This window comes from Peptoniphilus grossensis ph5 (genome assembly GCF_000311825.1).
In the GTDB taxonomy this organism is placed as follows: Bacteria; Bacillota; Clostridia; order Tissierellales; family Peptoniphilaceae; genus Peptoniphilus_A; species Peptoniphilus_A hominis.
Genome location: NZ_HE978567.1, coordinates 543,902 through 567,363 on the forward strand (window position 1 = coordinate 543,902; position 23,462 = coordinate 567,363).

Consider the following 23,462-nt stretch of genomic DNA (forward strand, 5'->3'; position numbering starts at 1 on the left):
AAATAAGCTCCAAAAATTTATTTTGAAGCTTCGCTCTACGTGGAGCATTTTTGTTTTTTATTTAGGCTCTACGTGGAGCATTTTTTATTTTTGCCTCCATGCTCTATGTAGAGCATTTCTTTTTTAATCTCTTTATACTATTATAGTGGCGACTTTCTTGGCTTTCCTCCGCCTCTTGGATACTTTTTATCTGTGTGTTTAACCTTTTTTATTACAATTATATAGTGGTCAATGTCATTAGGTAGGGGAGTGTGAAGGACATTTTGAACTTCTCCGCCCATTACTTCTATGGCTCTTTTTGCGTTTTTTAATTCTTCTTCATACTCCGGACCCTTTTGAGAAATAAAATATCCACCAACTTTTACAAAGCCCATGGCATATTCTGTAAGAGTGGATAGGTTTGCGACAGCTCTTGAGACTGCAAGGTCATATTGTTCTCTATAATCTTCTGTCCTTGCAATTTCTTCTGCCCTTGCATGAATTGCCTTTATCTTTGTAAGACCAAGTTCTTCTATCACTCCATTCAAGAAGTCAATCCTCTTTCTGAGAGAATCAAGTAGTGTTATGTCCAATTCTTCATTGTATAGCTTTAAGGGTAGTCCCGGAAAGCCTGCACCAGTTCCAATGTCTATGATTTTTTTCTCTCCATCAAATAAACTAGTCTTAAAAAGACTTAGGGAGTCCAAAAAATGCTTTACATTAAAATCATCTTCTTCAGTAATTCTTGTGAGATTAGTGTGCTTGTTGTATTCGAGAATTAATTCTTTATATTTTTCAAATTTATCAATATTTTTCGTGTCCAGACCGAAATCTTCCATGTAATCAATTAACATTTTTTCTCCTCATTTGTTCAAGGTGTATCAAAAGTACATTTATATCTGCTGGTGAAACTCCCGTTATTCTCGAAGCTTGACCAATTGATTCTGGTCTTATGTCTGAAAGTTTTTCTCTCGCTTCTATTCTAAGTCCGTCCATATTCTTATAGTCAATATCCTTTGAAAGCTTTTTATTTTCAAGTTTTTTAAATTGTTTAATTTGTATTCCTTGCTTTTTGATGTAGCCTTCGTATTTTATTTCTATTTCAATATTTCTTATTACATCGTCGCGGACAAAAGGTCTGTCCTTGTCAAAAACTTCTAGCTTTTTGTAGTCAAGCTCAGGCCTTTTTATGAGCTCATAAAGTGAGAAGGAGTTTTGAGTTTCAGTTGAACCAAGGCTTTCAAGAATTTTGTTATTTTCAACAGTTGGGTTGATTTGAATCTTTTTAATTCTAGCAATTTCTTCTTCAATTGCTTTTTTTCTGTAAAGATAAGCCTCATACCTCTCATCATCTACAAGTCCAATGTCTCTTCCTTTTTGAGTAAGTCTCAAGTCGGCATTGTCCTGCCTTAGTGTAAGTCTATATTCTGCTCTTGACGTCATCATTCTATAAGGTTCAAGGCTTCCTTTTGTAACTAAATCATCTATTAAAACTCCAATGTAAGCTTCTGATCTATCTAGGACAAAGGGTTCTTTCCCTTGAACTTTTAAAGCTGCATTTATTCCTGCAACAATTCCTTGTCCGCCAGCTTCTTCATAGCCGCTAGAACCATTTATTTGTCCTGCGAAGAATAGTCCATCATAGTCCATGTGCTCCAAGCTTCTCTTTAATAGAGTTGCATCAATTGCATCATATTCAATGGCATAGGCTGGTCTTAAAATTTTGCAGTTTTCCATTCCAATTATTTCTTTATAAAATTCTTGTTGGATTTCCACTGGTAGGGAAGAGGAAACTCCTTGGATATACATTTCATCAGTTGTAAGTCCTTCTGGTTCAATAAAAACTTGATGGGCATCTCTATCTGCAAATCTTGTTACCTTATCTTCAATTGATGGGCAGTATCTTGGACCCTTTCCCTCAATGTCGCCAAGTGCCAAGGCTGATCTTCCAATGTTTTCTCTTATAATATCGTGGCATTTTTTTGTAGTATAAGTTAGATAACAAAGCTCTTGGTCAATGTCATATTCCTTATCTATGTTTAAGAAAGAAAAGGGAACAATTTTTTCGTCTCCATGTTGTTCTGTCATGACTGAATAATCTATCGATTTTCTCAAAACTCTTGCAGGAGTACCTGTTTTAAGCCTTCTAAGCTTCATTCCAAAATCTTTTTCAAGGCTTTCTGAAAGATAATTAGCTGGACCGAAACCACTTGGACCAGAAGAATAATTTACTTCTCCCATAAATATCCTTGATCTTAGATAAGTTCCAGAGCAAATTACAACGCATTTAGTCTTGTATTTTGCACCATTTTTAGTCAATACTCCAGTAACTTTGTTGCCCTCTTTTAAAATTCTAATGGCTTCATCTTGCACAAGATAGAGATTATCTTCATTTTCCAAAACTCTCTTCATCTCTTCGTGATACTTTCTCTTGTCAGCTTGAACTCTAAGTGAGTGAACTGCTGGACCCTTTGAAGTATTAAGCATCCTGGATTGGATAAAAGTCTTGTCTATGTTTTTTGCCATTTCTCCGCCAAGGGCGTCGATTTCACGCACCAGGTGTCCCTTGCCTGTGCCGCCAATGTTGGGGTTACAGCTCATTTGCGCAATGGAATCCAAGTTTATACAAAGTAAAAGAGTTTTTGCACCAAGTCTTGCAGAGGCAAGAGCAGCTTCACTACCTGCGTGACCTGCCCCAATTACTACTGTGTCAAAATCCCCAGCTTCAAAATATTTAATATCTGACATCTTTACCTACTTTCCTATACAAAAATCAGAAAATACTCTGTCCAAAATATCTTCTGTAGTAATTGTTCCTGTTATTTCAGAAATGTGAGCAATTACATTTTCAAGGTCAACTTCAATTAAATCTAAAAACACCCTTTTATTTAGGCTCTCATTTACCTCTAAAAGCTCTTTTTTTGCTTCTCTTAATGCATTTATATGCCTTAAATTAGAAAGCACCGTATCGGAGGAAATTTGAAGCTCTCCATCAAAAAACAAATCTATAATGAGTTTTTCCACCTTCATAACAGATTCATTTTCCATAACTGAAAGTCTCAAATAATCATCTTTAAAATATTTTTCGATTTCATCATCAGAAATCTTTTGTTCTAAGTCGTCCTTGTTTAAAATGATAATATGTTTTTTATTTTCAATTAATTTTAAAATTTCCTTGTCGTCTTGGTCAAAGTCTCTTGAAATATCAAAAATTGCAATTACAAGATCTGCATCCTTTAACTTTTCCCTTGCAATATTTACGCCAATTTTTTCAACTTCATCCTCAGTCTCTCTAATGCCTGCAGTGTCAGAAATTTTTAAGAGAACTCCATCTAAGTTGATGTAGTCCTCAATTACATCTCTAGTCGTTCCTGCAATGTCTGTTACAATCGCCCTGTCGTACTTTAATAGACCATTTAAAAGAGAAGACTTGCCAACATTTGGCTTGCCAAGAATTACTGTGTTTATGCCGTCTCTCAACAGCCTAGAGTTTTTAGAATTTTCAAGAAGCTTATCCATCTTGTCTAAAATCTTATTACTTCTGTCGAGGAGGTCGTTGTAGGCAGCATCTTCTATATCTTCGTCGGGAAAATCGATGTTTGCCACAATTAGAGCCTGCATGGAAACAAGTTCATCCTTTAACTTATTTAAAACTTCGCTTAAGGCTCCACCAAGTTGATTTAAACCAAGGTCAAAGGATATGTCTGTCTTAGCTTTAATTAGATCAATTACAGCTTCGGCTTGGGTTAAATCAATCCTTCCATTTAAAAATCCCCTCTTAGTAAACTCGCCTTTTTCAGCAAGCCTTGCACCTTTTGAGAGAATTAAATTTAAAATTCTCTTCACAGAAACGACGCCGCCATGACAGTGGATTTCTACAATATCTTCTGCAGTGTAGGAGTGAGGTCCCTTCATCTTAACAACTAAAACTTCATCAATTTTTTTGTCACCGTCACAAATATGACCATACAAAAATTTTCTGTTTTCAGCCTCTGCAATCTTAACTTTACTTGCAGACACAAAAATCTTATCTATTATATTTATTGAATCGTCGCCGCTCATTCTTACAATGGCAATACCAGCTTCGCCAATTGCAGTAGAAATTGCAGCAATAGTATCATTTAAATTTCCCATAAAATCAGTCCTTTTAAACTATATTACTACAATTAAAGGAAATAAAAAAGAAGGCTTTTAAAATAAAGCCCTCATAAATATTTTCTTTTTAATATTTTCTTTCCTTTTGAATTACAACTTTTCTAAAAGGATCTTTACCTTCAGAGTGTGTAAGCACTCCTTCATAATCTTGCAAGGCTGTATGGATAATTTTTCTTTCATAAGAATTCATAGGTTCAAGTTTAACTGACCTACCAGTTTTTGTTACCTTATTAGCCATTTTCTTTGCAAGATTTATAAGAGTTTCTTTTCTCTTTTCTCTATAACCACTAGAATCTAAATTGACTCTAATATATCTTGAAGATTTTTTATTGACTATCAAATTTAAAATATATTGAATTGAATCAAGAGTTACACCTCTTTTTCCAATTAAAATTCCTAGTCTATTTTCATCTCCATTGACATTAATAGTTAGAACATTATCCTTAAGTTCCATTTCCACGCTGTTTTCAAGTTCAAAAGTATCAAGAATTTTTGAAATAAATTCTCTGGCAGCATCTAAAATTTCTTCGTTTTCTTCTTCTATGCTCTTTGTGCCTTCTTCTACATCAACAACTTCTTGAACTGCTTCAGTGGAAACTTCATTGTTTTCGATTTCAAGTTCAACATCTTCGTGAACTGCTTCCTGGCTCTTCTCTGTTTCAATTTCTTCATTAAATATTTCATTTAAAATACTTTTAGTTTCGTCTTCTCTTGGCCATACTTTTACAGTGGCATCCTTAGAACCAATAAGTCCCAAAAATCCCTTTTGACCTTCATCTAGTATTTCAATTTCAGCTTTTTCCCTAGAAATATTTAATTCTTTTAGAGCCTCTCTTACTGCTTCATCTACGGATTTTCCCGTTTTAATTACATAATTCATTACTTATCATTAACCTCAACTTCTTCAATCTCTTCTTCTACAATCTTATTAGTAATAAGCTGTTGGACTATTGAAAATATATTAGAAACAGTCCAATAAATAACAAGACCAGCTGCATATTTTCTCGCCATTGAAAAAATTAAAATTGGCATTACAACCATCATAGTTGTCATCATAGACTTAGCTTGATCAGCACCTGCACCTTGAGTAGCAGGGTTTTTAGTAGTAATAAAACTTACTAAAAATGTTGAAACAGCAGCTATTACTGGCATAATTAGAGTTGTATCTGCATGATCAATATTTTCTATATAGAAGAAATTCTTGTTCATGGCTTCATAAAAACCTGGGTCTGTAAAAGCAAAGGTTTGTGGGTTTATAAAAACTCTATAAAAAGCAATTAATACAACCATTGTTATAATCATAGGAAGACATCCTGCAGCAACATTTGTATTATTTTCCTTATAAAGCTTTTGTTGTTTAGCAGCTAAAGTTTGCGGATCATTTTTGTACTTTTTTTGAATTCTCTTAAGCTCAGGTTGAATTTTTGCCATTTTCTTTTGATTTTTCATTTGAGAAATGTTAAGTGGCAAAATTAAAAGCTTAATAATAATAGTCGCAATAATAATTGAAAGTGCAAAATATGAAACTTGAGCTGGTTCATTTGGTATCATTGCAGCAAGTCCATCATAGATGAGCTTTACAAATCTACCAAGTATAGAACTAATTAAATGCATTAATAAATTCCTCCAATATTAAATGAGAGGATCGTAACCGCCTTTATGAAAGGGATGGCATTTTAAAATCCTTCTAATAGTTAGATAAGAACCTTTAAAAAAACCATATTTCTCGTAGGCTTCATAACTGTATTGTGAACAAGTGGGTGTAAATCTACAGTGCCTTCCTGGTAAAAGATATGTTGAAATAAATTTTTGATAAAATCTTATTAATAACATACATATTTTACTCATTTAATCATCTTCTTTTGTCTTTTCAAAACAGAAAAAAAGAATTCTTAAAGTCTTTAAAATCAGATTCACTGGCATCCTTTTTTGCAACGAATACATAGTCATAACCTGATTTTATTTTATGAGAATTCTCCCTTAAAAGGTGTTTTAATCTTCTTCTAACAAAATTTCTATTTACTGCATTTCCAACTTTCTTAGTGACAGTTATGCCGAACCTTGGATAATCTCTATTATTTTCTACAGTAAAAAGAGTAATATATCTTGATCCAGAAATTTTCTTATTAGAATAAACCCTCTGAAATTCACTATTCTTTTTTAAATAACAATCCTTCATTATAAAACCTAAGCTGAAAGTCTCTTTCTGCCCTTTCTTCTTCTTGCCTTGATAACGGCTCTTCCTGATCTAGTTCTCATTCTTGAACGAAAACCATGTTCTCTTTTTCTTTGTTTGTTTTTTGGTTGAAAAGTTCTCTTCAAAGTTCTCACCTCTTTCTATCCTTATCATTTTATTTACAAATGGGAAAGTTGTCAAGTATTATCAATAAAATATCAATAAAATAATAGCTAGTGACATGAAAAAATAAACAAAACAAAAAATCTTTCAAAATCCAAGCTTGTTGATAAGTCTACCATTATTTGTTAAAATATATGTGGATAAATATGAAGTGTATGTAGATAAGAACAAAATTGTTTATAAATAAAGTTATTAACATTCTGTTGATAAAGTGTTGATAATTTTATTTTTATTTTTCTAAAATTAGTAATTTTTCAAATATTTACAGAAATTTATCAACAAATTTACTAAAATTTACTTGTTTATAATTTTTTATCCACAGGTCTATTAACAAATGTAGATTTACTTATAAACAAAAAATTATAAACAAAGAGTATTTGTTAATGAGGAGGAAATATGGACAAAGAACTTTCCACTATGTGGGAATCTTTCTTAAAAGAACTTGAAAAAAGATCTATGTCTCAAGTTACATATTCCACTTGGTTTTCAAGAATGCTTCCAAAATCAATTGACTACGACAATAAAAAAATTGTAATTACAGTTCCATCACCCTTTATAAGAGATTATCTTGCCAATAACAAGAGACATTTCGATTTAGTTGGCGATGCATTAAAGGAAATTACAGGAATTGATTTTGATATTAGCATTATTTCAGAAGATGAGGCAAGTGACACAAATCCTGCAGGCCTTATAAATAAGAAATTTTTAAATGTTTCTAGGCTCAATCCAAAATATACTTTTGAGACTTTTGTAGTTGGCAAAAGCAATGAATTTGCTCATGCAGCAGCACTTGCAGTTTCTGAAAATTATGAAAATCCGCAAAATGCCTTTTCAAACCCACTTTTCATATATGGAGGTGTTGGACTTGGAAAGACCCATTTAATGCACGCAATTGGACATTTTGTACTAGAGCAAGATCCTACTAAAAAAATTTTATATGTTACAAGTGAGCAGTTTACAAACGAACTTATTAATTCTATTCAAACTAATAAGAACGAGGACTTTAGAAATAAGTATAGGAAGGTTGATCTTCTCTTAATTGACGATATTCAGTTTATTGCCGATAAAGATAGGACTCAGGAAGAATTTTTCCATACTTTTAATGAACTTCACGAACAAAACAAGCAAATTGTACTTACTTCTGATAAACCACCTAAGGAAATTAAGAGTCTTGAAGAAAGGTTGATTTCAAGGTTTGCCTGGGGTCTTGTAGTTGATATTGGACCTCCTGATTTAGAAACTAGAATTGCAATTTTGAGAAAAAAAGCAGACTCAGAAGGTTTTGAAGTTAGCCAAGAAGTTATGAATTTTATAGCAGAAAATGTAAGAAGTAATATTAGAGAGCTTGAAGGAGCCCTATCTCGAGTAATGGCATATTCTAAACTTACAGATTCTGAAATTTCAGTGGATTCTGCTGCCATTGTTCTTCGTGATATTTACGAAACTAAGGCAAAGAAACAAATTACTGCAGAATTTATAAAATCTGAAGTTGCAAAAAAATATGGGCTTACAATTGATGATTTAAATTCAAGAAAAAGAACTAAGGCCATTGCTTATCCAAGGCAAATAGCAATGTATATTACTAGAGAACTCACTGACTTGAGTCTTCCAAAAATAGGCGATGTATTTGGTGGTCGTGATCACTCAACTGTAATTCACGCTTACGATAAAATAAGAGAGGATTTAGATGATGATCCTATATTTAAAATTGAGATAACAAATTTAATAAAGGAAATAAAATCTTAATTGTTGATAACTTTCAATAAGTTTAAAACTTATCAACAGTTTATCAATATTAAATTTTATTTTATCTCATAGATTAGAGGGACTTATACACAAATCCACAAGCCCTACTACTATTACTAATTAATATACTATTTTCTAGGAGGAAAAAATGCTAATAAAGGTTAACAGAAAAGAACTGACAAAACATATTTCAATAGTTCAAAAGGCAATTTCTCAAAGAACAACTATGCAAATTCTTGAAGGTATAAAAATTACAGCTAAGGATAATACCTTAATACTTACAGCAACTGATACTGAAATAAGTATAGAGACAAAATTAAAGGCTATAGTTGAAAGAGAAGGAGAAATCGTAATAAATTCCAGACTATTTGGGGATATTGTCAGAAAACTTGAAAATGACATTATAAATATAAGCGTAGAAAATTATACGATGAACCTAAAATGTGGCGATTCTATTTTTAATATTTCTACTCAAAAAGCAGATGAATATCCAGATCTTCCAAAGGTTGAAGATGATATAAAGATAATAATATCTGCTAAGGATTTAAAAAATATTGTAAAGAAAACTACTTTTGCAGTTTCCACTGATGAATCAAGAATTGTCTTTACAGGTGTTTTAATGGATATAAAGAAGAACTTTATAAACTTTGTGGCGCTAGATGGTTTTAGAATGGCAATTCAAAAACTCGTTAAGGAAACTGGAATAGAAAATAAAGTTATAATTCCATCAAGGTCTCTCAATGAACTTGTAAAAATAATTGATGATGACATAGATGTTGCCTTAAATATTTCAAGAAATAATATAGTCTTTAAATTTGATGAAACTGTATTTTATAGTACTCTTTTAAGTGGGGAATTCTTTAGTTACAGTGCACTTTTAAGAGATGAAAATAAAATTTCTACTACTGTATCTAAGAGAGAATTTCAACTTGCAGTGGAAAGAGCATCTCTTCTTGCAAGGGAAGACAGGGCAAATCTTATAAAATTAAATGTAAATGAAAATTATATTAACATCAAGAGTAATTCAGAAATTGGTGATGTTTTTGAAAAAGTTAGGACATCTGAACATGATGAAAATTTAGATATTGCCTTTAATTCAAGATATGTTTTAGATGGAGTAAAAATTTTAGAATCAGAAGATATTGTGCTTAATTTCACAGATTCTGTAAATCCACTTATAATTACAGAAGCTGAAGATGAGACTTATATATATCTTGTACTTCCAGTAAGACTTGCGGGGTAAAGATGGAAACTATAAAGATAGACACTGAATTTATAAAACTAGATTCTCTCTTAAAACTTACAGGACTTGCAGAATCAGGTGGCTTTGCAAAAACTATGATTTTAGATGGACTTGTTAAAGTAAATGGAGAAGTAGAAACTAGACGAGGAAAAAAATTATACAAAGGAGATAAAATTTCCTTTGCAGGAAATGAATTTGTAATTGGTGAGAAATGAAACTCAAATATCTAAGACTTTTTAATTTCAGAAATTACAAGAGTTTAGATTTTATTCCTGGTGAAAATATAAATGTGCTTTATGGCTTAAATGCTTCAGGAAAGACAAATTTAATTGAATCAATTTATATGTCTATAAGGGCAAACTCCTTTAGAAATCCAAAGGACAAAGACCTCATAAATATTGACGAGAATGCTTCTAGCATAATAAGTAGATTTAATACTGGCGATTATAAAGATGACTTTCGTGTTGAAATTTCAAAGTTTGAAAATAAAAAATTATTTATCAATGATGAAAAAGTAAACACTAAGGATTACAGAAAATCAAGGTTTGTAGTCCTCTTTAATCCTGATGATCTCAATATTATAAAATATTCACCAAAGGAAAGAAGAAAATTTTTAGATGATTTACTGTCAAACATCGATTTAAATTACGATTTGTATATGTATAGGTACAGAAGACTTTTATTCGAGAGAAATAGACTCCTTAAGATGAATATGGATAAAAATCTTTTAGATGTGTATGACAGAGAAATGGTAAAAAATGGCACAAAAATCATTATTATGAGGCTAAAGACCATTAAGAGGTTAAATGAAATTGCAAGGGAGCATTATAAATTAATTTCTGGCGATGATTTAAATATAACCTATCTTTCCACAGTTCCAGTTTTAGTAGATGAAAGAGAACTTATGGAAAGTTATTTAAAACTAATGAAGGATTCTCTTCCAAAGGACATAGAGAAAAAATACACCACTATTGGTCCTCACAGAGATGATTTAGATTTTAAGATCAACAAATTTTCTTCTAAGAGTTACGGGTCTCAAGGTGAACAGAGAAGCATTGTACTTAGTTTAAAATTAGCTGAAGCAGATTTAATTAAAGATTTATATAAAATAAAGCCTCTTCTTCTCTTAGATGATGTTTTTTCAGAAATTGATTCCAATAGAAGTAGGTATTTATTACATTCATTAAAAGATTTACAGACCTTTATTACTACTACAGAAACTGATGACTTTTTAAAATCAGTTGATGCAAATTTTTATAAAATAAGTGAAGGTAAAGTAATGTATTAGAATAGGAGATAAAATGGCAAAGGACAAAAGACATTATGACGCATCGGACATACAGGTCTTAGAGGGACTAGATCCCGTTAGAAAAAGACCTGGGATGTATATTGGTTCTACTGGACCAAGAGGCTTGCACCATCTAGTTTATGAAGTTGTAGATAACTCAATAGATGAAGCTTTAGCCGGCATATGCGATCACATAATAATTAAAATTAATAAAAATGGAAGTGTAGAAATTACTGATAATGGTTCAGGTATTCCAGTTGCTATACATCCACAAACTGGCAAATCTACAGTAGAAACTGTACTTACAATTCTTCACGCAGGAGGAAAATTTGACAACTCTGCCTACAAAGTTTCTGGTGGACTTCACGGTGTAGGTGTATCTGTAGTAAATGCTCTTTCCAATAAATTAGTTGCAACTGTTAAAAGAGATGGAAAAATTTACAGACAAGAATTTTCCAAGGGCATAAGAAAAAGTGAACTTGAAGTAATTGGGGAAACTAAATTAGATGATACTGGTACAACAATTTATTTTGAGCCAGATGATACTATCTTTGAAACTGTAGAATTTTCTGACGAAGTTCTCTCTAAGAGATTTAGAGAGATGGCTTTTCTAAATAAGGGCATTAAAATTGAATTTATTGACGAGAGAAAAGATTTAAATGAAGTTTACCACTATGAAGGCGGAATTAAATCCTTTGTTGAATTTATAAATAAAAAGAAAAAGCCAATTCACGATGAAATTATTTATATAGATGAAGTTAGAGAAGAAACTGCAGTAGAAATTGCAATTCAATACACAGATTCTTACTCAGAAGTTGTGCTTTCCTTTGCAAATAATATTAATACTGAAGAAGGTGGAAGTCACCTTTCAGGCTTTAGGTCTGCTCTTACTAGAACCTTAAATGATTATGGCAGAAAAAATAATATTATTAAGGAAAAGGAAGAAAATCTTTCTGGTGAAGATGTTAGAGAAGGAATTTCTGCCGTAATAAGTGTAAAACTTACTGATCCACAATTTGAAGGACAAACTAAGGCAAAACTTGGAAATTCAGAAACTAGAGGAATTGTCGATTCAGTTTTATCTGAAGACTTGGCAGTTTTCTTGGAAGAAAATCCAAAAGTTGGAAAACAAATTTTAGACAAGGCTCTTTCAGCAAGAAGAGCAAGAGAAGCTGCTAGAAAGGCAAGAGACTTAACTAGAAAGAAAAATAATCTTGAGTCTATGACTCTTCCTGGCAAACTTAAAGACTGTCAAAATGATGATCCAGGAAAAAACGAAATCTTCCTAGTAGAAGGTAATTCTGCCGGTGGTTCTGCTACTGACGGCAGGGATTCAGCCTACCAAGCAATACTTCCTCTAAGAGGAAAAATTATGAATGTTGAAAAGGCAAGACTTGATAAGATGCTTAACTCATCAGAAATTCGTGCCATGATAACAGCCTTTGGAACGGGAATTGGAGAAGAATTTGACATAAATAAGCTAAGGTATGACAAGATAATAATCATGACCGATGCCGACGTTGACGGTGCCCATATTATGACCCTTCTTTTGACTTTCTTCTTTAGATATATGAAGCCACTCATAGAAGAAGGACATGTATATGTGGCTCAAGCTCCACTTTATGGAATAGAAAAGGGAACTAAAATCCTTAGATACTGCCACAATGAAAAGGAACTTAGACTTGCCCTTAAAGAATACAAGGACGCAAAGATAAATATTAAGAGATATAAGGGTCTTGGTGAAATGAACCCAGAACAACTTTGGGAAACTACAATGAATCCAGACAACAGACTTCTTTTGAAAGTAAATATAGATGATTTATCTGAAGCTGATGACACTTTCTCAATTTTAATGGGAACTGACGTTGAGCCAAGAAGAGATTTTATAACAGAAAATGCAATTTATGCAGATTATATAGATGCATAGGGGTGAAAGATGACTGAAAATAAATTTATAGAATCAGGAATACTTGATGTAGATATTAATAAAAAGATGAGGTCTTCTTACCTCGATTATTCAATGTCTGTAATAGTTGCAAGAGCACTTCCTGATGTACGCGATGGACTAAAACCAGTTCACAGAAGAATTTTATACGGCATGCAAGGACTTAACCTTGCATCAGGTGGACCTTACAGAAAGTCAGCAAGACTTGTTGGGGATGTAATGGGTAAGTATCACCCTCATGGTGACTCATCTATTTATGAAGCAACAGTAAGACTTGCACAAGATTTTAACACAAGATATCCACTAGTTGATGGACAAGGAAACTTTGGCAATATCGATGGCGATGGCGCTGCAGCTATGCGTTATACAGAAGTAAGAATGACTAAGCTTGCAGAAGAAATGCTAAGAGATATAAACAAGGACACAGTTGATTTTGTTCCAAACTTTGACGAAAACGAAAATGAACCAACAATACTTCCATCTAGATTTCCAAATCTTTTGGTAAATGGTTCTTCTGGTATAGCCGTAGGTATGGCTACAAATATGGCTCCCCACAATATGAATGAATCAATTGATGGGATTATAGCCTATATTGACAACGACAATATTTCTATTTCTGAATTAAATGAAATAATTAAGGGACCAGATTTTCCTACAGGTGCTCAAATTATGGGAACTGAAGGAATAAAGGAAGCCTACGAAACAGGCAGAGGAAAAATAACTGTAAGGGCAATTGCAGAAGTAAAGAGTTTTAAAAACAATCGTGAAAAAATTGTAATTACAGAACTTCCTTATCAAGTAAATAAATCTGCTCTAATTATGAAAATTGCTGACCTTGCAAAAAATAAAGTAATTGACGGAATTTCAAATATAACAGATGCTTCAAATAGAAAGGGCATCAACATTATTGTTGAACTAAAAAGAGATGCCAATGCAGAAGTTGTTTTAAATAAGCTTTATAAAAATACACAAATGCAAACAACTTTTGGAATTATAAATCTTGCCCTAGTTAATGGAAGGCCAGAAGTTTTAAATTTAAAGGAAATCATAAGATATTATGTGGACCACCAAGTTGAAGTTGTAACTAGAAGGACAAAGTTCGACTTAGACAAGGCTGAAAAGAGAGCTCACATAGTTGAAGGACTTTTTATAGCCCTTGATAATATTGACAGAATCATAAAAATTGTAAGGTCATCAAAGGATGACAATGAAGCAAAGGAAAAGTTCTACCAAGAATTTAAATTATCTGATGCACAATCTCAAGCTATTTTAGACATGAGAATCAGAAGACTTACAGGACTTGAAAGAGAAAGACTTGAAGCCGAATATGAAAAGCTAAAGGCAGACATAAAATGGTTTAAAGAAGTTTTGGAAAATAACGATGTACTTATGAATGTCATAAAAGAAGAACTTCTCGAAATAAAAACAAAGTATGGTGATCTTAGAAGAACTGTAATTTCTCACGACAGAACTGATATTGAGATGGAAGATATTATTAAGAGAGAAGATGTTGTAATAACTCTTACTCAATTTGGTTACATCAAGAGAATGAGCGAGGGAACTTATAAGCCACAAAAGAGAGGCGGCAGAGGAGTCTCCTCTGGAAATATGAGAGACGAAGACTTTGTCAAAGAACTTTTTGTCACATCAACTCACGATATGATTTTATTCTTCACATCTTTAGGAAATGTTTTTAAGTTAAAGGCTTATGAAATTCCAGAAGATTCAAGAACTTCAAGGGGAACTGCAATTATTAATCTACTTGATCTTCAAGAAGGTGAAAGAGTTACTTCAATAATTCCAGTGGAAGAATATGACCCTGACATGAATTTCTTAATGGTTACAGAAAAGGGACTTATTAAGAGAACTCCTTTTAAGGAATATAAAAACATTAGAAAATCTGGAATAATTGCCATAAAATTAAATGAAGGCGACAAGTTAATTGATGTTCATTTGACTAAGAATGAGGAAGATGTAATCCTTGTAACTAAAAAGGGTCTTGCCATAAGATTTAATGAAGAACAAGTTAGAAAATCTGGCAGAAATTCTATGGGAGTTAAGTCAATTGATCTTAGTGAAGATGACATTGTAGTTTCATCTGATTTACTTTGCGAAGATAAGTATCTTCTCGTAATATCAGAAAATGGTTTTGGAAAATTAACTGAAATAGCTAAGTATAGACCACAAAATAGAGGCGGCAAGGGACTTCTAACTTATAAAATTACAAAGAAGACTGGAGATGTAGCCGCTGCTGCAGTAGTGGAAAAGGAAGACGATGTAATGATAATTGCAGATTCTGGAATTATTATTAGAATTTTGACAGAGGACATTTCAATTCAAGGAAGAAATACTTCTGGGGTTAAACTTATGAACTTGACAGATGCTAAAGTTGTAGCTGTTGCCAACTATATTGGAGATTAGGAGGCTTTATGGAATTTAAATTAGAGTCAAAAAATACTGATGAATTTTTAGTTTTATATCCCAAGGGAGAACTTGATGTATATAATACAAAAAAATTTAAAGAAAAATCTTTAAAGATTTATGAAAAAGACAAAAAAGATATTTTATTTGACTGCAGTGACTTGGAATATCTTGACTCAACAGGTCTTGGTTCACTTATTTTCATCTCAAAGGAAATAGAAAAAGACGGTCATAAAATTGTAATTGAAAATCTAAACAATTCAATATTAAAGCTCTTTAAGATAACTAAACTTGACGATATGTTTGAAATCAGGGGGTAGTATGGATAGGCTTAAATATCAAATACCAAATGATGCAAAATATTTTTCTACAGTAAGGCTTATGCTATCAGGAATCTTAAATCTTTTAAATAGAAATATTGAAGAGATTGAAGACTTAAAAATGGCAGTTACAGAAAGTTTAAATATTGCACATAATTTAAATGAAGAAGATCATATTGACTTGGTATTTGAAATAGAAGATGAAAAAAATATAAAAATTTGTGTAAGTGAAATTGAAGAAGAAAAACTAGAATCATGTGAGAAATTATTCCTCGCAAAAACGATTATAGACTCTCTTGTAGACGAATGTTATTTTAATGAAAATACATTTATTTTATCAAAAAAATTGTAAGGATTTGTTATGAATTTAAAGGAATACAACAATTTAGATAGAAGGCTTACAAAAGAAGAGAGAAAGGAACTTTTCAAAGAATATCACGAAACTGAAGACCAAGAAATAAGAGATATTTTAATCGAAGAGCACCTCTATATTGCAGAAATCCTATCTAAAAAATATACAGGTAGGGGGATAGATTACGACGATATTTATCAGGTTGCATCTATTGGTTTAATCTATGCTATACAGAGATATGACCCAGACAAGGGTTTCGAGTTTTCTTCTTTTGCCACGCCAACTATTATTGGAGAAATTAAAAAATATTTTAGGGACAATGGATGGACTATTAGAGTTCCAAGAAGAATCCAAGAACTTTCTAAAAAAATTGCAAATGCAACTGTAACCCTATCTCAAAAATATCAAAAGACTCCAACTATTGATGAGATTGCAGAATTTTTAAATTCAACTCCAGAAGAGATTATGGAGTCTATGGAAGCATCAAAGGTCTACACTCCACAGTCTCTTGACATAACTTATGATTCAGGAGACGAAAGTGAAGTTAACCTATCTGATCTAATTGGAGTAGAAGAAAAATATTTCGACAAAATTGAATCAAATGACTTTTTCAAAAGAGCCATGGAAAATTTAGACGAAGTTGAAAAAACTGTTTTAATAGACAGATATTTTAATAAAAAGACACAAGTTGTCATTGCAAAGGAACTTAACATTTCACAAATGACAGTTTCTAGGATAGAAAAGAAAGTTTTGGAGAAAATGAAAAAAGAACTAGCTAAGACTATGGAGGTATAATGAACAGAAATAGGTATCTAGTTACACTTTTAAGACTAGTAAATATATTTGAAATAGTTGTGTCTATTATGTTAATAGCTGGAGTTGTTATATCAGTGCCAGATATTTTGAAATATTATTTTAAAATACTTACAAGCGATGCCACACTTTCCTACAAAATATTTCAAAATTTCCTTTCCCATGTACTCTTATTAGTAATAGCAATAGAATTTGTAGTCTTGATGATTGCACATACTGATACAAACATCATTCACTTAATATTACTTGTAATTTCCAGAAAGATGTTAGTCTATTCAGACAATATGGTGGACTTACTTATAGCTACTGTTGCAATAGCAGTTTTATTTGCTACTAGAAAATTTTTACTCACTGGAGTTAATATGGATGTATCTGGAGATGAAAATAATGAATTTTCTGCTTCTACGCCTATTAAAATCCTCAACAAAAAGTATAGCTTTGATATCGACCCAGGAGATTCAACTACACTTGGAGGTTATGTAACAGCTCTTCTAATTAAGAATGCAGAAGAAGCAGAAGCAGGAGTAATAGTCGAAGATGGAAATTACATCTTCCAAATAGTAAAAATGGCAACTGGTGGAGTTATAGAAACTGTTTCAGTTAAAAGAATTGACGAAAAAGTAAATAAATAAATTTAAAGACCTATTAGCTTGATTAAAATTCAAGTAATAATAGGTCTTTCTTTTATAATTTTAAAAAAATTTTTGCAAATAGATTTGAATTTAATATAAAAGTTAAAGCTAAAGGCAAGCAATTACTAACAAATGTAGATAAAAACAAAAAAATGTGGATAACTTTTTGTAAAAAAATTCAAATTTTAATAAAAAAACATAAAAAATCCTTACTTATCCACAAAAAAAAGCTCGAGATTTACTCGAGCCTTAAGAATTATATTACATAGTTTTTTTGTCAGCTGGCATAAAGGAATCCACAATACCAAGAACAAGAGCACCAATAATAGCTCCAAGAACTGATACTGTAAATCCGTCTACGATTTGACCTGTGATAAATAGAATTATAGCGGCAACTACAAATCCGACAGCTCCTCTACCAAATGGTGAAGCATCAACGCCCGTGAATTTATTTATAGCCCAATCTAAAATTCCTATTACAATACCAGCCATAATTGCGGCTGAGTATCCATCTGTTTGAATGCCTGGTGATAAGGCAGAAGTTATAAGTACTGCTATTCCACTAACTAGGACTTTAATTAAAAGTTTTATCATAATCTTCCCTCCTAACTAATTTATAACCAGATGCCATGTATTTAAACAAATTTTAATAAGTTTGGGTATATAGAGAGGGGAGGTTTATCATGAAATTTTTAAAAATAGAAGTATTTATACCGAGAGAAAATACAAAAAAATTAATGGAAAAAGTAAATGAAGGCGGATTTTTAAAGGAAGAAAATTATGACTTTTGCTATGCTGAAAGTCCTGTCATAGGTCACTTTAGACCCATAGAAGGAGCAAATCCCTACATAGGTAGTCTTGGAAAAGTGGAAGACGTCCCAGAAAATAAGGTCGAGTTTAGGATAAGAAAAAAAGATTTAGATGAAGTCATGAAAATAATAAGAGAAAACCATCCCTATGAAGTGCCAGTAATAAATGTAATTGAGATTTATAAGGATTAGAGAAAAATTTCTGTAATAAAAAAATTTGTGCAAAAAAAATCACCTGCCCTTGGCAAGTGATTTGTGGCGTCCACGAGAGGAGTCGAACCTCCGGCCCCACGCTTAGGAGGCGTGTGCTCTATCCTACTGAGCTACGTAGACCTATAAAATAATTGTATAAAAAATTTTAAGAAGTGTCAATTATTTGTGACACTTCTATTTTTTATTAATTTTTTGAAATTTATCGAAAGTTTAAAATTAAAGACTAAAATTTATGCTGCCTTTTCCATATTGACAAAAATTTCTTCGAAGACTCTTTTAAATTTGTTGAGAAATCCTCTCTCATAGACTTTGTCCTTAACTATTAAATCACTTTCATAAATTAAGTCATCATCTTTATAAAAAGAAATTTTTCCAACGCTTGTGCCTGCTTCTAGGGGAGCCTTTAAGTCCTCGTCAATCTTTACAATTTCCCTTAATTTTTCGTCAGACTTTGAGAGAACATATCCCACTTCCTTTTGATAGACTGGTATGTTTTCATCTTGAGAGTTAAGGACTTCAATGGTCCTCACTTCTTTACTTGTGTCACCCACTGCATTATAGCCATAGCCTTCAAAGCCCCTTGTGATTAGTCTCTTGCAAGCCACAAATCTTTCAAAATCGGAATTTGAACCAGTTGTTATACAAATTAACCTCATGTCCTTTGATTTGTTTTCCTCGCCCTTTTCAAGGCCTGTCAAGATTACACACCTGCCTGCTGCATTTGTGTAGCCAGTTTTTAGTCCGTCCACTTCAGGCACAATGCCAAGGACGGGGTTTGTGTTGTACTCAATAAAATTTCTGTCAGGCTCTTCTATTTTTTCAATACTTGTGTACTTTAAAATTTCAGGATGGACCTTCAAAAGTTCTCTTGCAAGCTTAAACATTTCTCTGGTAGTCATCTTGTTGTATTCGATAATTTCATAATTAGTGAGCCCAGTTGGATTTATCATGAGGGCATTTTTTAGTCCAAGTTCTTCGCACTTGTCGTTCATCATCTTGACAAAGCCTTCTGTTGAGCCGCCAATATATTTTGCAAGGGCTGTTATTGCATCGTTACCTGAGACAACCATTGATGCCTCAATTAGTTTTTCGACGCTTACCTTGTCTCCTTCCTTTAGTTTAAAGGAAGAGCCTATTAGGGATGCCACTTCGTGGTCTATTTCCACCTCATCATTTAGTGAAATTTTTCCCTCTTCCAGCTTATCTAAGACTACAAAAATGGAAACGAGTTTTGAAGTGGATGCCATTGCACGAACTTCATCTAAGTTGTAGCCGTCTATAATTTCGCCAGACTTATAATCTCCCAAGAGATAGGATTTAGTGAGTCCTTCTAAGGGAACTTCTTCCAATTTTTTAATTTTGTCTGCCTCATATTGGTTTGCCTTTTGCACACCCTCTTTACTTGGCACTAAAAAGTTTTGATTTCTAATTGTATTTGGATCAACTTCTTGAGCTGTTACATTTGTATTTGCATTTTCTACTGCCAGGCCATCTACAGCAACTACATTTAGGGGAGTTGAGAGAAAGATTAGGGCAGCAGATAAGTATAGAAGTAATTTCTTCATCTTACACCTCGGCAAATATTGTATCAAATTATAAATAAATTGTAAATTAATGATAATATTAACTTAATTAAATTATTACAATCGCTAATTTGTGGGTATTTAATATAAATGTTAAGGCCAATGTGTTATAATAAAATTTATAAATTTATAAATAAAAGGAACCCATGAGGAGATTATAATGGATAAAGAAAAAATTGAAAAAGCTGTAGAAATGATAATCGAAGCAATTGGAGAAGACAAAACTAGAGAAGGTCTAGTTGAAACTCCAGCAAGAGTTGCAAGGATGTATGAAGAAGTCTTTGCTGGAATTGGCAAGACTGCTGAAGAACATCTTTCAAAAACTTTTGAAATCACTGAAGACAATATAGTTGTAGTAAAGGACATAAACTTTTACTCAATGTGCGAACATCACTTCCTTCCATTTTACGGAAAGGCACACATCGCCTATATTCCGGACCAAAAGGTTGCAGGACTTTCTAAACTTGCAAGAACTGTAGAAACTTATGCAAAAAAACCACAACTTCAAGAGAGACTTAGCATTGAAGTTGCAGATGCCATGATGAAATATCTTGAGCCAAAGGGAGTTTTAGTTGTAATTGAAGCTGAGCACATGTGCATGAACATGAGAGGGGTTAAAAAACCTGGCTCAAAGACTGTCACAGCTGTTGCCAGAGGAGTTTTGGAAACAGACGAAAAGCAAAAGCAAGAAGCTTTTAGGTTAATTGAATTCAAGTGAAAAATACAAACAAAATAGTTTTAAGTAAAATTTACAGGGACTATTTAAATGAATTAGAAGACCTTGAAAGAGACAGATTTTTTTGCAGGCACAACTACGAGCATTTTATATCTGTGGCTAGAATTTGCTATATATTAAAATTAGAAGAAGGCGTGGATGTAGATAAGGACATGATTTATGCCACTGCCCTCCTTCACGATTTGGGACGAGTCCTAGAGATAAAGGAAGGCATAAACCATGCCATAGGATCAGTGGATATAGCAAGAGAAATTTTAGAAATTACAGACTTTTCTCTTGAAGAAAAAAATAGAATTTTAAGCTGCATTTCTTACCACAGGACTAAGGATGCATCAGAAGACGAATTTTTTAATATTTTTTATAGGGCAGACAAGCTGTCAAGGCCTTGCTTTAGGTGTCCTGCCTATGATGAATGCAATTGGTCCTATGAAAAGAAAAATCACGAAATAAAATATTGATGGGAGAATTATGGATTTTATCAAGATAAAAGACCTTGAAGTTTATGCAAATCATGGACTTTTTGGAGAAGAAAAAAAACTTGGACAAAAATTTTTAATTAGTGCAGAAATTGGACTAAGCTTTAGAAAATGTGCAATAGAAAAAAATTTGGATGAATCCATAGATTATGGAAAATTATCCCACCAGCTTTACGACCTATTTGCCAATGAGACTGAGGACTTAATCGAGACCCTTGCCTACAAGCTTACAAAATTTATTTTTGACACTTATGAAATAGCAGAGACAGTTGAAGTCACTATAAAAAAACCTTGGGCGCCAATAAATTTGCCCCTGGACACAGCATCAGTTAGCTGCAAGAAAAAGAGAAGAAACTATTATATTGGCATTGGCACAAACCTTGGCGATAGAGAAGGATATATAAAAAGCGCCCTTGAAATGATGGAAGAGCAAGGCTTAAAGATTCTAGAAAAGGCAAGTATTATAGAGACCAAGGCTTGGGGCAAAACTGACCAAGGCGACTTTTTAAACACAGTTGTAAAAGTATCTTCTTTCGAAGACCCACTTGATCTACTTCACATTTTGCAAAAGATAGAACTTGATTTAGGAAGAGTTAGACATGAAAAATGGGGCGAAAGGACAATTGATCTTGATATTTTATTTATTGATAGAGAAATAATCTTTACAGATGAATTAGTTGTGCCTCATCCCTATATTGCAGACCGTGAATTTGTTTTGGAATCACTAAATGAACTAATTCCAAATTATTTTCACCCAATTTTAAATAAAAAAATAAGTAAACTTTATGAAGAAGTGAAAAATGAAAATTAAAAAAATTGGATGCGGCTGTCTAATAATCATCCTAAGCTTTCTTGCCATTGTTTTTGTAATGAGCTTTTTCATAAATAGGGCAGAAAAAAGAAGAGCCCTAGAAGAGGAAAATTACAGAGAAAATTATATTGAGGAAAGTGCAAAATTGGCAGTTAGAGTTGCCAAGAGAAATGATCTCTTCCCTTCAGTTATGATTGCACAGTCAATCCTTGAGAGCGACTGGGGAAGGTCTGAGCTTTCACGAGAATACAACAATTATTTTGGCATAAAGGAAGTAAAAAAGGGCGATGGTATAGTCTTTGAGACAGAAGAATATGTGGAAGGTCAAAGTGGAAGGTACATGGAGTCTTTTAAAAAATATTCTTCAAAGAGTGAGTCCTTTAACCACTACGCCAAACTTCTTTCCACAGCAAAGAGGTATGCAAAAGTAAAAACTGCCAAGGACTACAGGGAGGCAGCAAAGTATATTCAAGAAGGCGGCTATGCAACAGACCCCAACTATGCCAACAAAATAATATCTGTAATAGAAAAATATGGCTTAAATAAATATGATGAATAATAATCCCAAGAGGGATTATTTTAATGAGAAAGGAGCAAAAATTGAATAAAAAATTACAAAACATAATTCTCGCTGTTTCCATCCTAATACCCTTTGGCTTTCACTTATCAGGAATGAAGTCACAATTGGGACAAGCAAGTATAATGTATTCCATACTTTGGGCAATAATTAATTACCTATTTATAATGACTGCAGTGGATTTCACATCAAAATTCAATAAAATCTTAAAGCTTCCAGGCTTAAAAATAAGAAAGAGGACTTATTATATCAATATCATCGTCTACATAGGATTTTTAATTTTTGTAAATATATATTTCTTGCAACAAATATATCTAAGAAATGTGGAAATAATAAATGCTTTGGCAAGCCCAATATTTTTAATAGGACTATTTTTATTATTCCTATACAACATGCAAAATGGAAAATTCCCTAAAAAAGAAGAAAAAGAAACAGATATATACGAAATTTCTCGCAAATCATCCTTTAGAGATGGAAAAGACAGGCTAGGAACACTTGTAGGATCCTACGACAAGGGACTAGTAATTGGCAACTATTACTTCCCCTATGAAAATATGAAATCTATTTCCAAGTCCAAGGACGAAGAAATTATGATTAAAGGTAGAGAGGACTCAAAAAACTATATAATAAAGATTGGCTCTCTAAACTCTGCAAATCAAACAATTATTGAGTTAAACAATGCCCTCAATGAAGGAAAAATTGACGAGAAAAAAATAAATTTAAAAAAGATAAAAAGTTTTTAGGAAAACATTGACAAAAATGCACTCATGCATTATACTATAGTTAAGCTAGCTGAAGAAAACAAATTGGTAACTAAGAAAAGGTGATTCCAATGAAGAGTTTTGATTTGTCCCGCAAGGGAAAGGTAGTAAAGTATCTCATTTGAAGTAGCTGAGTGCTAAAGGTTTAAATGCTTAATTTACGAGATATGAAGCTATAGGTACATAACAACTGAAAATTTTAAAATTTAGAGATCCGTAAGGGTCTCTTTTTTTTATTTTGGC

Annotated in this window: 26 protein-coding genes and 1 tRNA gene; 16 read left to right on the forward strand and 11 right to left on the reverse strand. The window is 32.5% G+C overall.

The annotated features are described in order from the left end of the window. Positions 1-140: 140 nt before the first annotated feature. From rsmG to rpmH, 8 genes are all read right to left on the reverse strand, one after another. The gene (gene rsmG / locus HGPG_RS06895) at positions 141-833 is read right to left on the reverse strand and encodes a 16S rRNA (guanine(527)-N(7))-methyltransferase RsmG (RefSeq protein ID WP_019125330.1); all 693 of its coding nucleotides are present in this window, start codon (positions 831-833) and stop codon (positions 141-143) included. After that, complete coding sequence (gene mnmG / locus HGPG_RS06900; protein WP_019125331.1) at positions 823-2,727, reverse strand: tRNA uridine-5-carboxymethylaminomethyl(34) synthesis enzyme MnmG; 1,905 nt, start codon at positions 2,725-2,727, stop codon at positions 823-825. Before mnmG ends, rsmG begins: the two co-directional genes overlap by 11 nt. 6 nt (positions 2,728-2,733) lie before the next feature. Beyond that, complete coding sequence (gene mnmE, locus HGPG_RS06905; RefSeq protein WP_019125332.1) at positions 2,734-4,113, reverse strand: tRNA uridine-5-carboxymethylaminomethyl(34) synthesis GTPase MnmE; 1,380 nt, start codon at positions 4,111-4,113, stop codon at positions 2,734-2,736. Positions 4,114-4,201: 88 nt separating this feature from the next. Next, positions 4,202-5,014: an RNA-binding cell elongation regulator Jag/EloR gene (gene jag / locus HGPG_RS06910; protein WP_019125333.1), complete on the reverse strand. Its 813-nt coding sequence runs from the start codon at positions 5,012-5,014 to the stop codon at positions 4,202-4,204. Further along, a complete protein-coding gene (locus HGPG_RS06915; protein WP_019125334.1) occupies positions 5,014-5,748 on the reverse strand; it encodes a YidC/Oxa1 family membrane protein insertase in 735 nt (244 codons plus the stop codon). The genes jag and HGPG_RS06915 overlap by 1 nt, the downstream gene beginning before the upstream one ends. 18 nt (positions 5,749-5,766) lie before the next feature. Next, the gene (yidD, locus tag HGPG_RS10125) at positions 5,767-5,982 is read right to left on the reverse strand and encodes a membrane protein insertion efficiency factor YidD (protein ID WP_081578741.1); all 216 of its coding nucleotides are present in this window, start codon (positions 5,980-5,982) and stop codon (positions 5,767-5,769) included. A 22-nt stretch (positions 5,983-6,004) separates the two neighbouring features. After that, a complete protein-coding gene (gene rnpA / locus HGPG_RS06920) occupies positions 6,005-6,313 on the reverse strand; it encodes a ribonuclease P protein component (RefSeq protein WP_019125335.1) in 309 nt (102 codons plus the stop codon). An 8-nt stretch (positions 6,314-6,321) separates the two neighbouring features. After that, positions 6,322-6,456, reverse strand: a complete 135-nt coding sequence (rpmH, locus tag HGPG_RS06925; protein ID WP_019108208.1) for a 50S ribosomal protein L34 — start codon at positions 6,454-6,456, stop codon at positions 6,322-6,324. Between the two features lie 433 nt (positions 6,457-6,889). On the opposite strand from rpmH, the gene dnaA reads away from it, so the two are divergent. The 10 genes from dnaA (at position 6,890) to HGPG_RS06975 (ending at position 17,253) form a co-directional block, all read left to right on the forward strand. Further along, positions 6,890-8,239: a chromosomal replication initiator protein DnaA gene (dnaA, locus tag HGPG_RS06930; protein WP_019125336.1), complete on the forward strand. Its 1,350-nt coding sequence runs from the start codon at positions 6,890-6,892 to the stop codon at positions 8,237-8,239. Positions 8,240-8,387: 148 nt separating this feature from the next. After that, positions 8,388-9,482 (forward strand): DNA polymerase III subunit beta, encoded by a 1,095-nt coding sequence (gene dnaN / locus HGPG_RS06935; protein ID WP_019125337.1) that lies wholly within the window; start codon positions 8,388-8,390, stop codon positions 9,480-9,482. A gap of 2 nt (positions 9,483-9,484) precedes the next feature. After that, positions 9,485-9,697, forward strand: a complete 213-nt coding sequence (yaaA, locus tag HGPG_RS06940) for a S4 domain-containing protein YaaA (RefSeq protein ID WP_019125338.1) — start codon at positions 9,485-9,487, stop codon at positions 9,695-9,697. Next, entirely contained in the window at positions 9,694-10,770 is a 1,077-nt protein-coding gene (gene recF / locus HGPG_RS06945) for a DNA replication/repair protein RecF (RefSeq protein WP_019125339.1), read from the forward strand. The genes yaaA and recF overlap by 4 nt, the downstream gene beginning before the upstream one ends. Before the next feature lie 13 nt (positions 10,771-10,783). Next, positions 10,784-12,697: a DNA topoisomerase (ATP-hydrolyzing) subunit B gene (gyrB, locus tag HGPG_RS06950; RefSeq protein ID WP_019125340.1), complete on the forward strand. Its 1,914-nt coding sequence runs from the start codon at positions 10,784-10,786 to the stop codon at positions 12,695-12,697. Positions 12,698-12,706: 9 nt separating this feature from the next. After that, positions 12,707-15,136 carry a DNA gyrase subunit A gene (gene gyrA, locus HGPG_RS06955; protein WP_019125341.1) on the forward strand — a complete coding sequence of 810 codons (2,430 nt, stop codon included), beginning with the start codon at positions 12,707-12,709 and terminating at the stop codon, positions 15,134-15,136. 8 nt (positions 15,137-15,144) lie between these two features. Further along, positions 15,145-15,456, forward strand: coding sequence for an STAS domain-containing protein (locus tag HGPG_RS06960; RefSeq protein ID WP_019125342.1), 312 nt, complete (start codon positions 15,145-15,147; stop codon positions 15,454-15,456). 1 nt (position 15,457) lies between these two features. Then, entirely contained in the window at positions 15,458-15,808 is a 351-nt protein-coding gene (locus HGPG_RS06965) for an ATP-binding protein (protein ID WP_019125343.1), read from the forward strand. Positions 15,809-15,817: 9 nt separating this feature from the next. Next, positions 15,818-16,603, forward strand: coding sequence for a SigB/SigF/SigG family RNA polymerase sigma factor (locus tag HGPG_RS06970; RefSeq protein WP_019125344.1), 786 nt, complete (start codon positions 15,818-15,820; stop codon positions 16,601-16,603). Then, on the forward strand, positions 16,603-17,253 hold the full coding sequence (locus HGPG_RS06975; RefSeq protein ID WP_019125345.1) for an HlyC/CorC family transporter associated domain-containing protein: 651 nt from the start codon (positions 16,603-16,605) through the stop codon (positions 17,251-17,253). The genes HGPG_RS06970 and HGPG_RS06975 overlap by 1 nt, the downstream gene beginning before the upstream one ends. A 261-nt stretch (positions 17,254-17,514) precedes the next feature. Here HGPG_RS06975 and HGPG_RS06980 read toward each other — a convergent pair whose 3' ends face one another. Then, positions 17,515-17,847, reverse strand: a complete 333-nt coding sequence (locus HGPG_RS06980) for a phage holin family protein (protein ID WP_019125346.1) — start codon at positions 17,845-17,847, stop codon at positions 17,515-17,517. 89 nt (positions 17,848-17,936) lie between these two features. Here HGPG_RS06980 and cutA point away from each other — a divergent pair, with 89 nt between their 5' ends. Continuing rightward, entirely contained in the window at positions 17,937-18,254 is a 318-nt protein-coding gene (gene cutA / locus HGPG_RS06985) for a divalent cation tolerance protein CutA (RefSeq protein ID WP_019125347.1), read from the forward strand. Positions 18,255-18,318: 64 nt separating this feature from the next. Here cutA and HGPG_RS06990 read toward each other — a convergent pair. Continuing rightward, positions 18,319-18,395: transfer RNA gene (locus HGPG_RS06990), tRNA-Arg, on the reverse strand. A gap of 110 nt (positions 18,396-18,505) precedes the next feature. Further along, positions 18,506-19,840, reverse strand: coding sequence for a D-alanyl-D-alanine carboxypeptidase family protein (locus HGPG_RS06995; RefSeq protein WP_019125348.1), 1,335 nt, complete (start codon positions 19,838-19,840; stop codon positions 18,506-18,508). Positions 19,841-20,018: 178 nt separating this feature from the next. Between HGPG_RS06995 and folE the strand changes: the two genes are divergently transcribed. Genes folE through HGPG_RS07020 form a run of 5 tightly spaced genes read left to right on the forward strand, consistent with a single transcriptional unit; the run spans position 20,019 to position 23,201 of the window. Beyond that, positions 20,019-20,576, forward strand: coding sequence for a GTP cyclohydrolase I FolE (folE, locus tag HGPG_RS07000; protein ID WP_019125349.1), 558 nt, complete (start codon positions 20,019-20,021; stop codon positions 20,574-20,576). Further along, positions 20,573-21,052: an HD domain-containing protein gene (locus HGPG_RS07005; protein WP_019125350.1), complete on the forward strand. Its 480-nt coding sequence runs from the start codon at positions 20,573-20,575 to the stop codon at positions 21,050-21,052. Before folE ends, HGPG_RS07005 begins: the two co-directional genes overlap by 4 nt. 10 nt (positions 21,053-21,062) lie before the next feature. Further along, positions 21,063-21,881, forward strand: a complete 819-nt coding sequence (folK, locus tag HGPG_RS07010; protein ID WP_019125351.1) for a 2-amino-4-hydroxy-6-hydroxymethyldihydropteridine diphosphokinase — start codon at positions 21,063-21,065, stop codon at positions 21,879-21,881. Beyond that, positions 21,871-22,440, forward strand: coding sequence for a glycoside hydrolase family 73 protein (locus HGPG_RS07015; RefSeq protein ID WP_019125352.1), 570 nt, complete (start codon positions 21,871-21,873; stop codon positions 22,438-22,440). The genes folK and HGPG_RS07015 overlap by 11 nt, the downstream gene beginning before the upstream one ends. Positions 22,441-22,481: 41 nt before the next feature. Next, positions 22,482-23,201, forward strand: coding sequence for a hypothetical protein (locus tag HGPG_RS07020; RefSeq protein ID WP_036731852.1), 720 nt, complete (start codon positions 22,482-22,484; stop codon positions 23,199-23,201). The last annotated feature ends 261 nt before the right edge of the window (positions 23,202-23,462 follow it).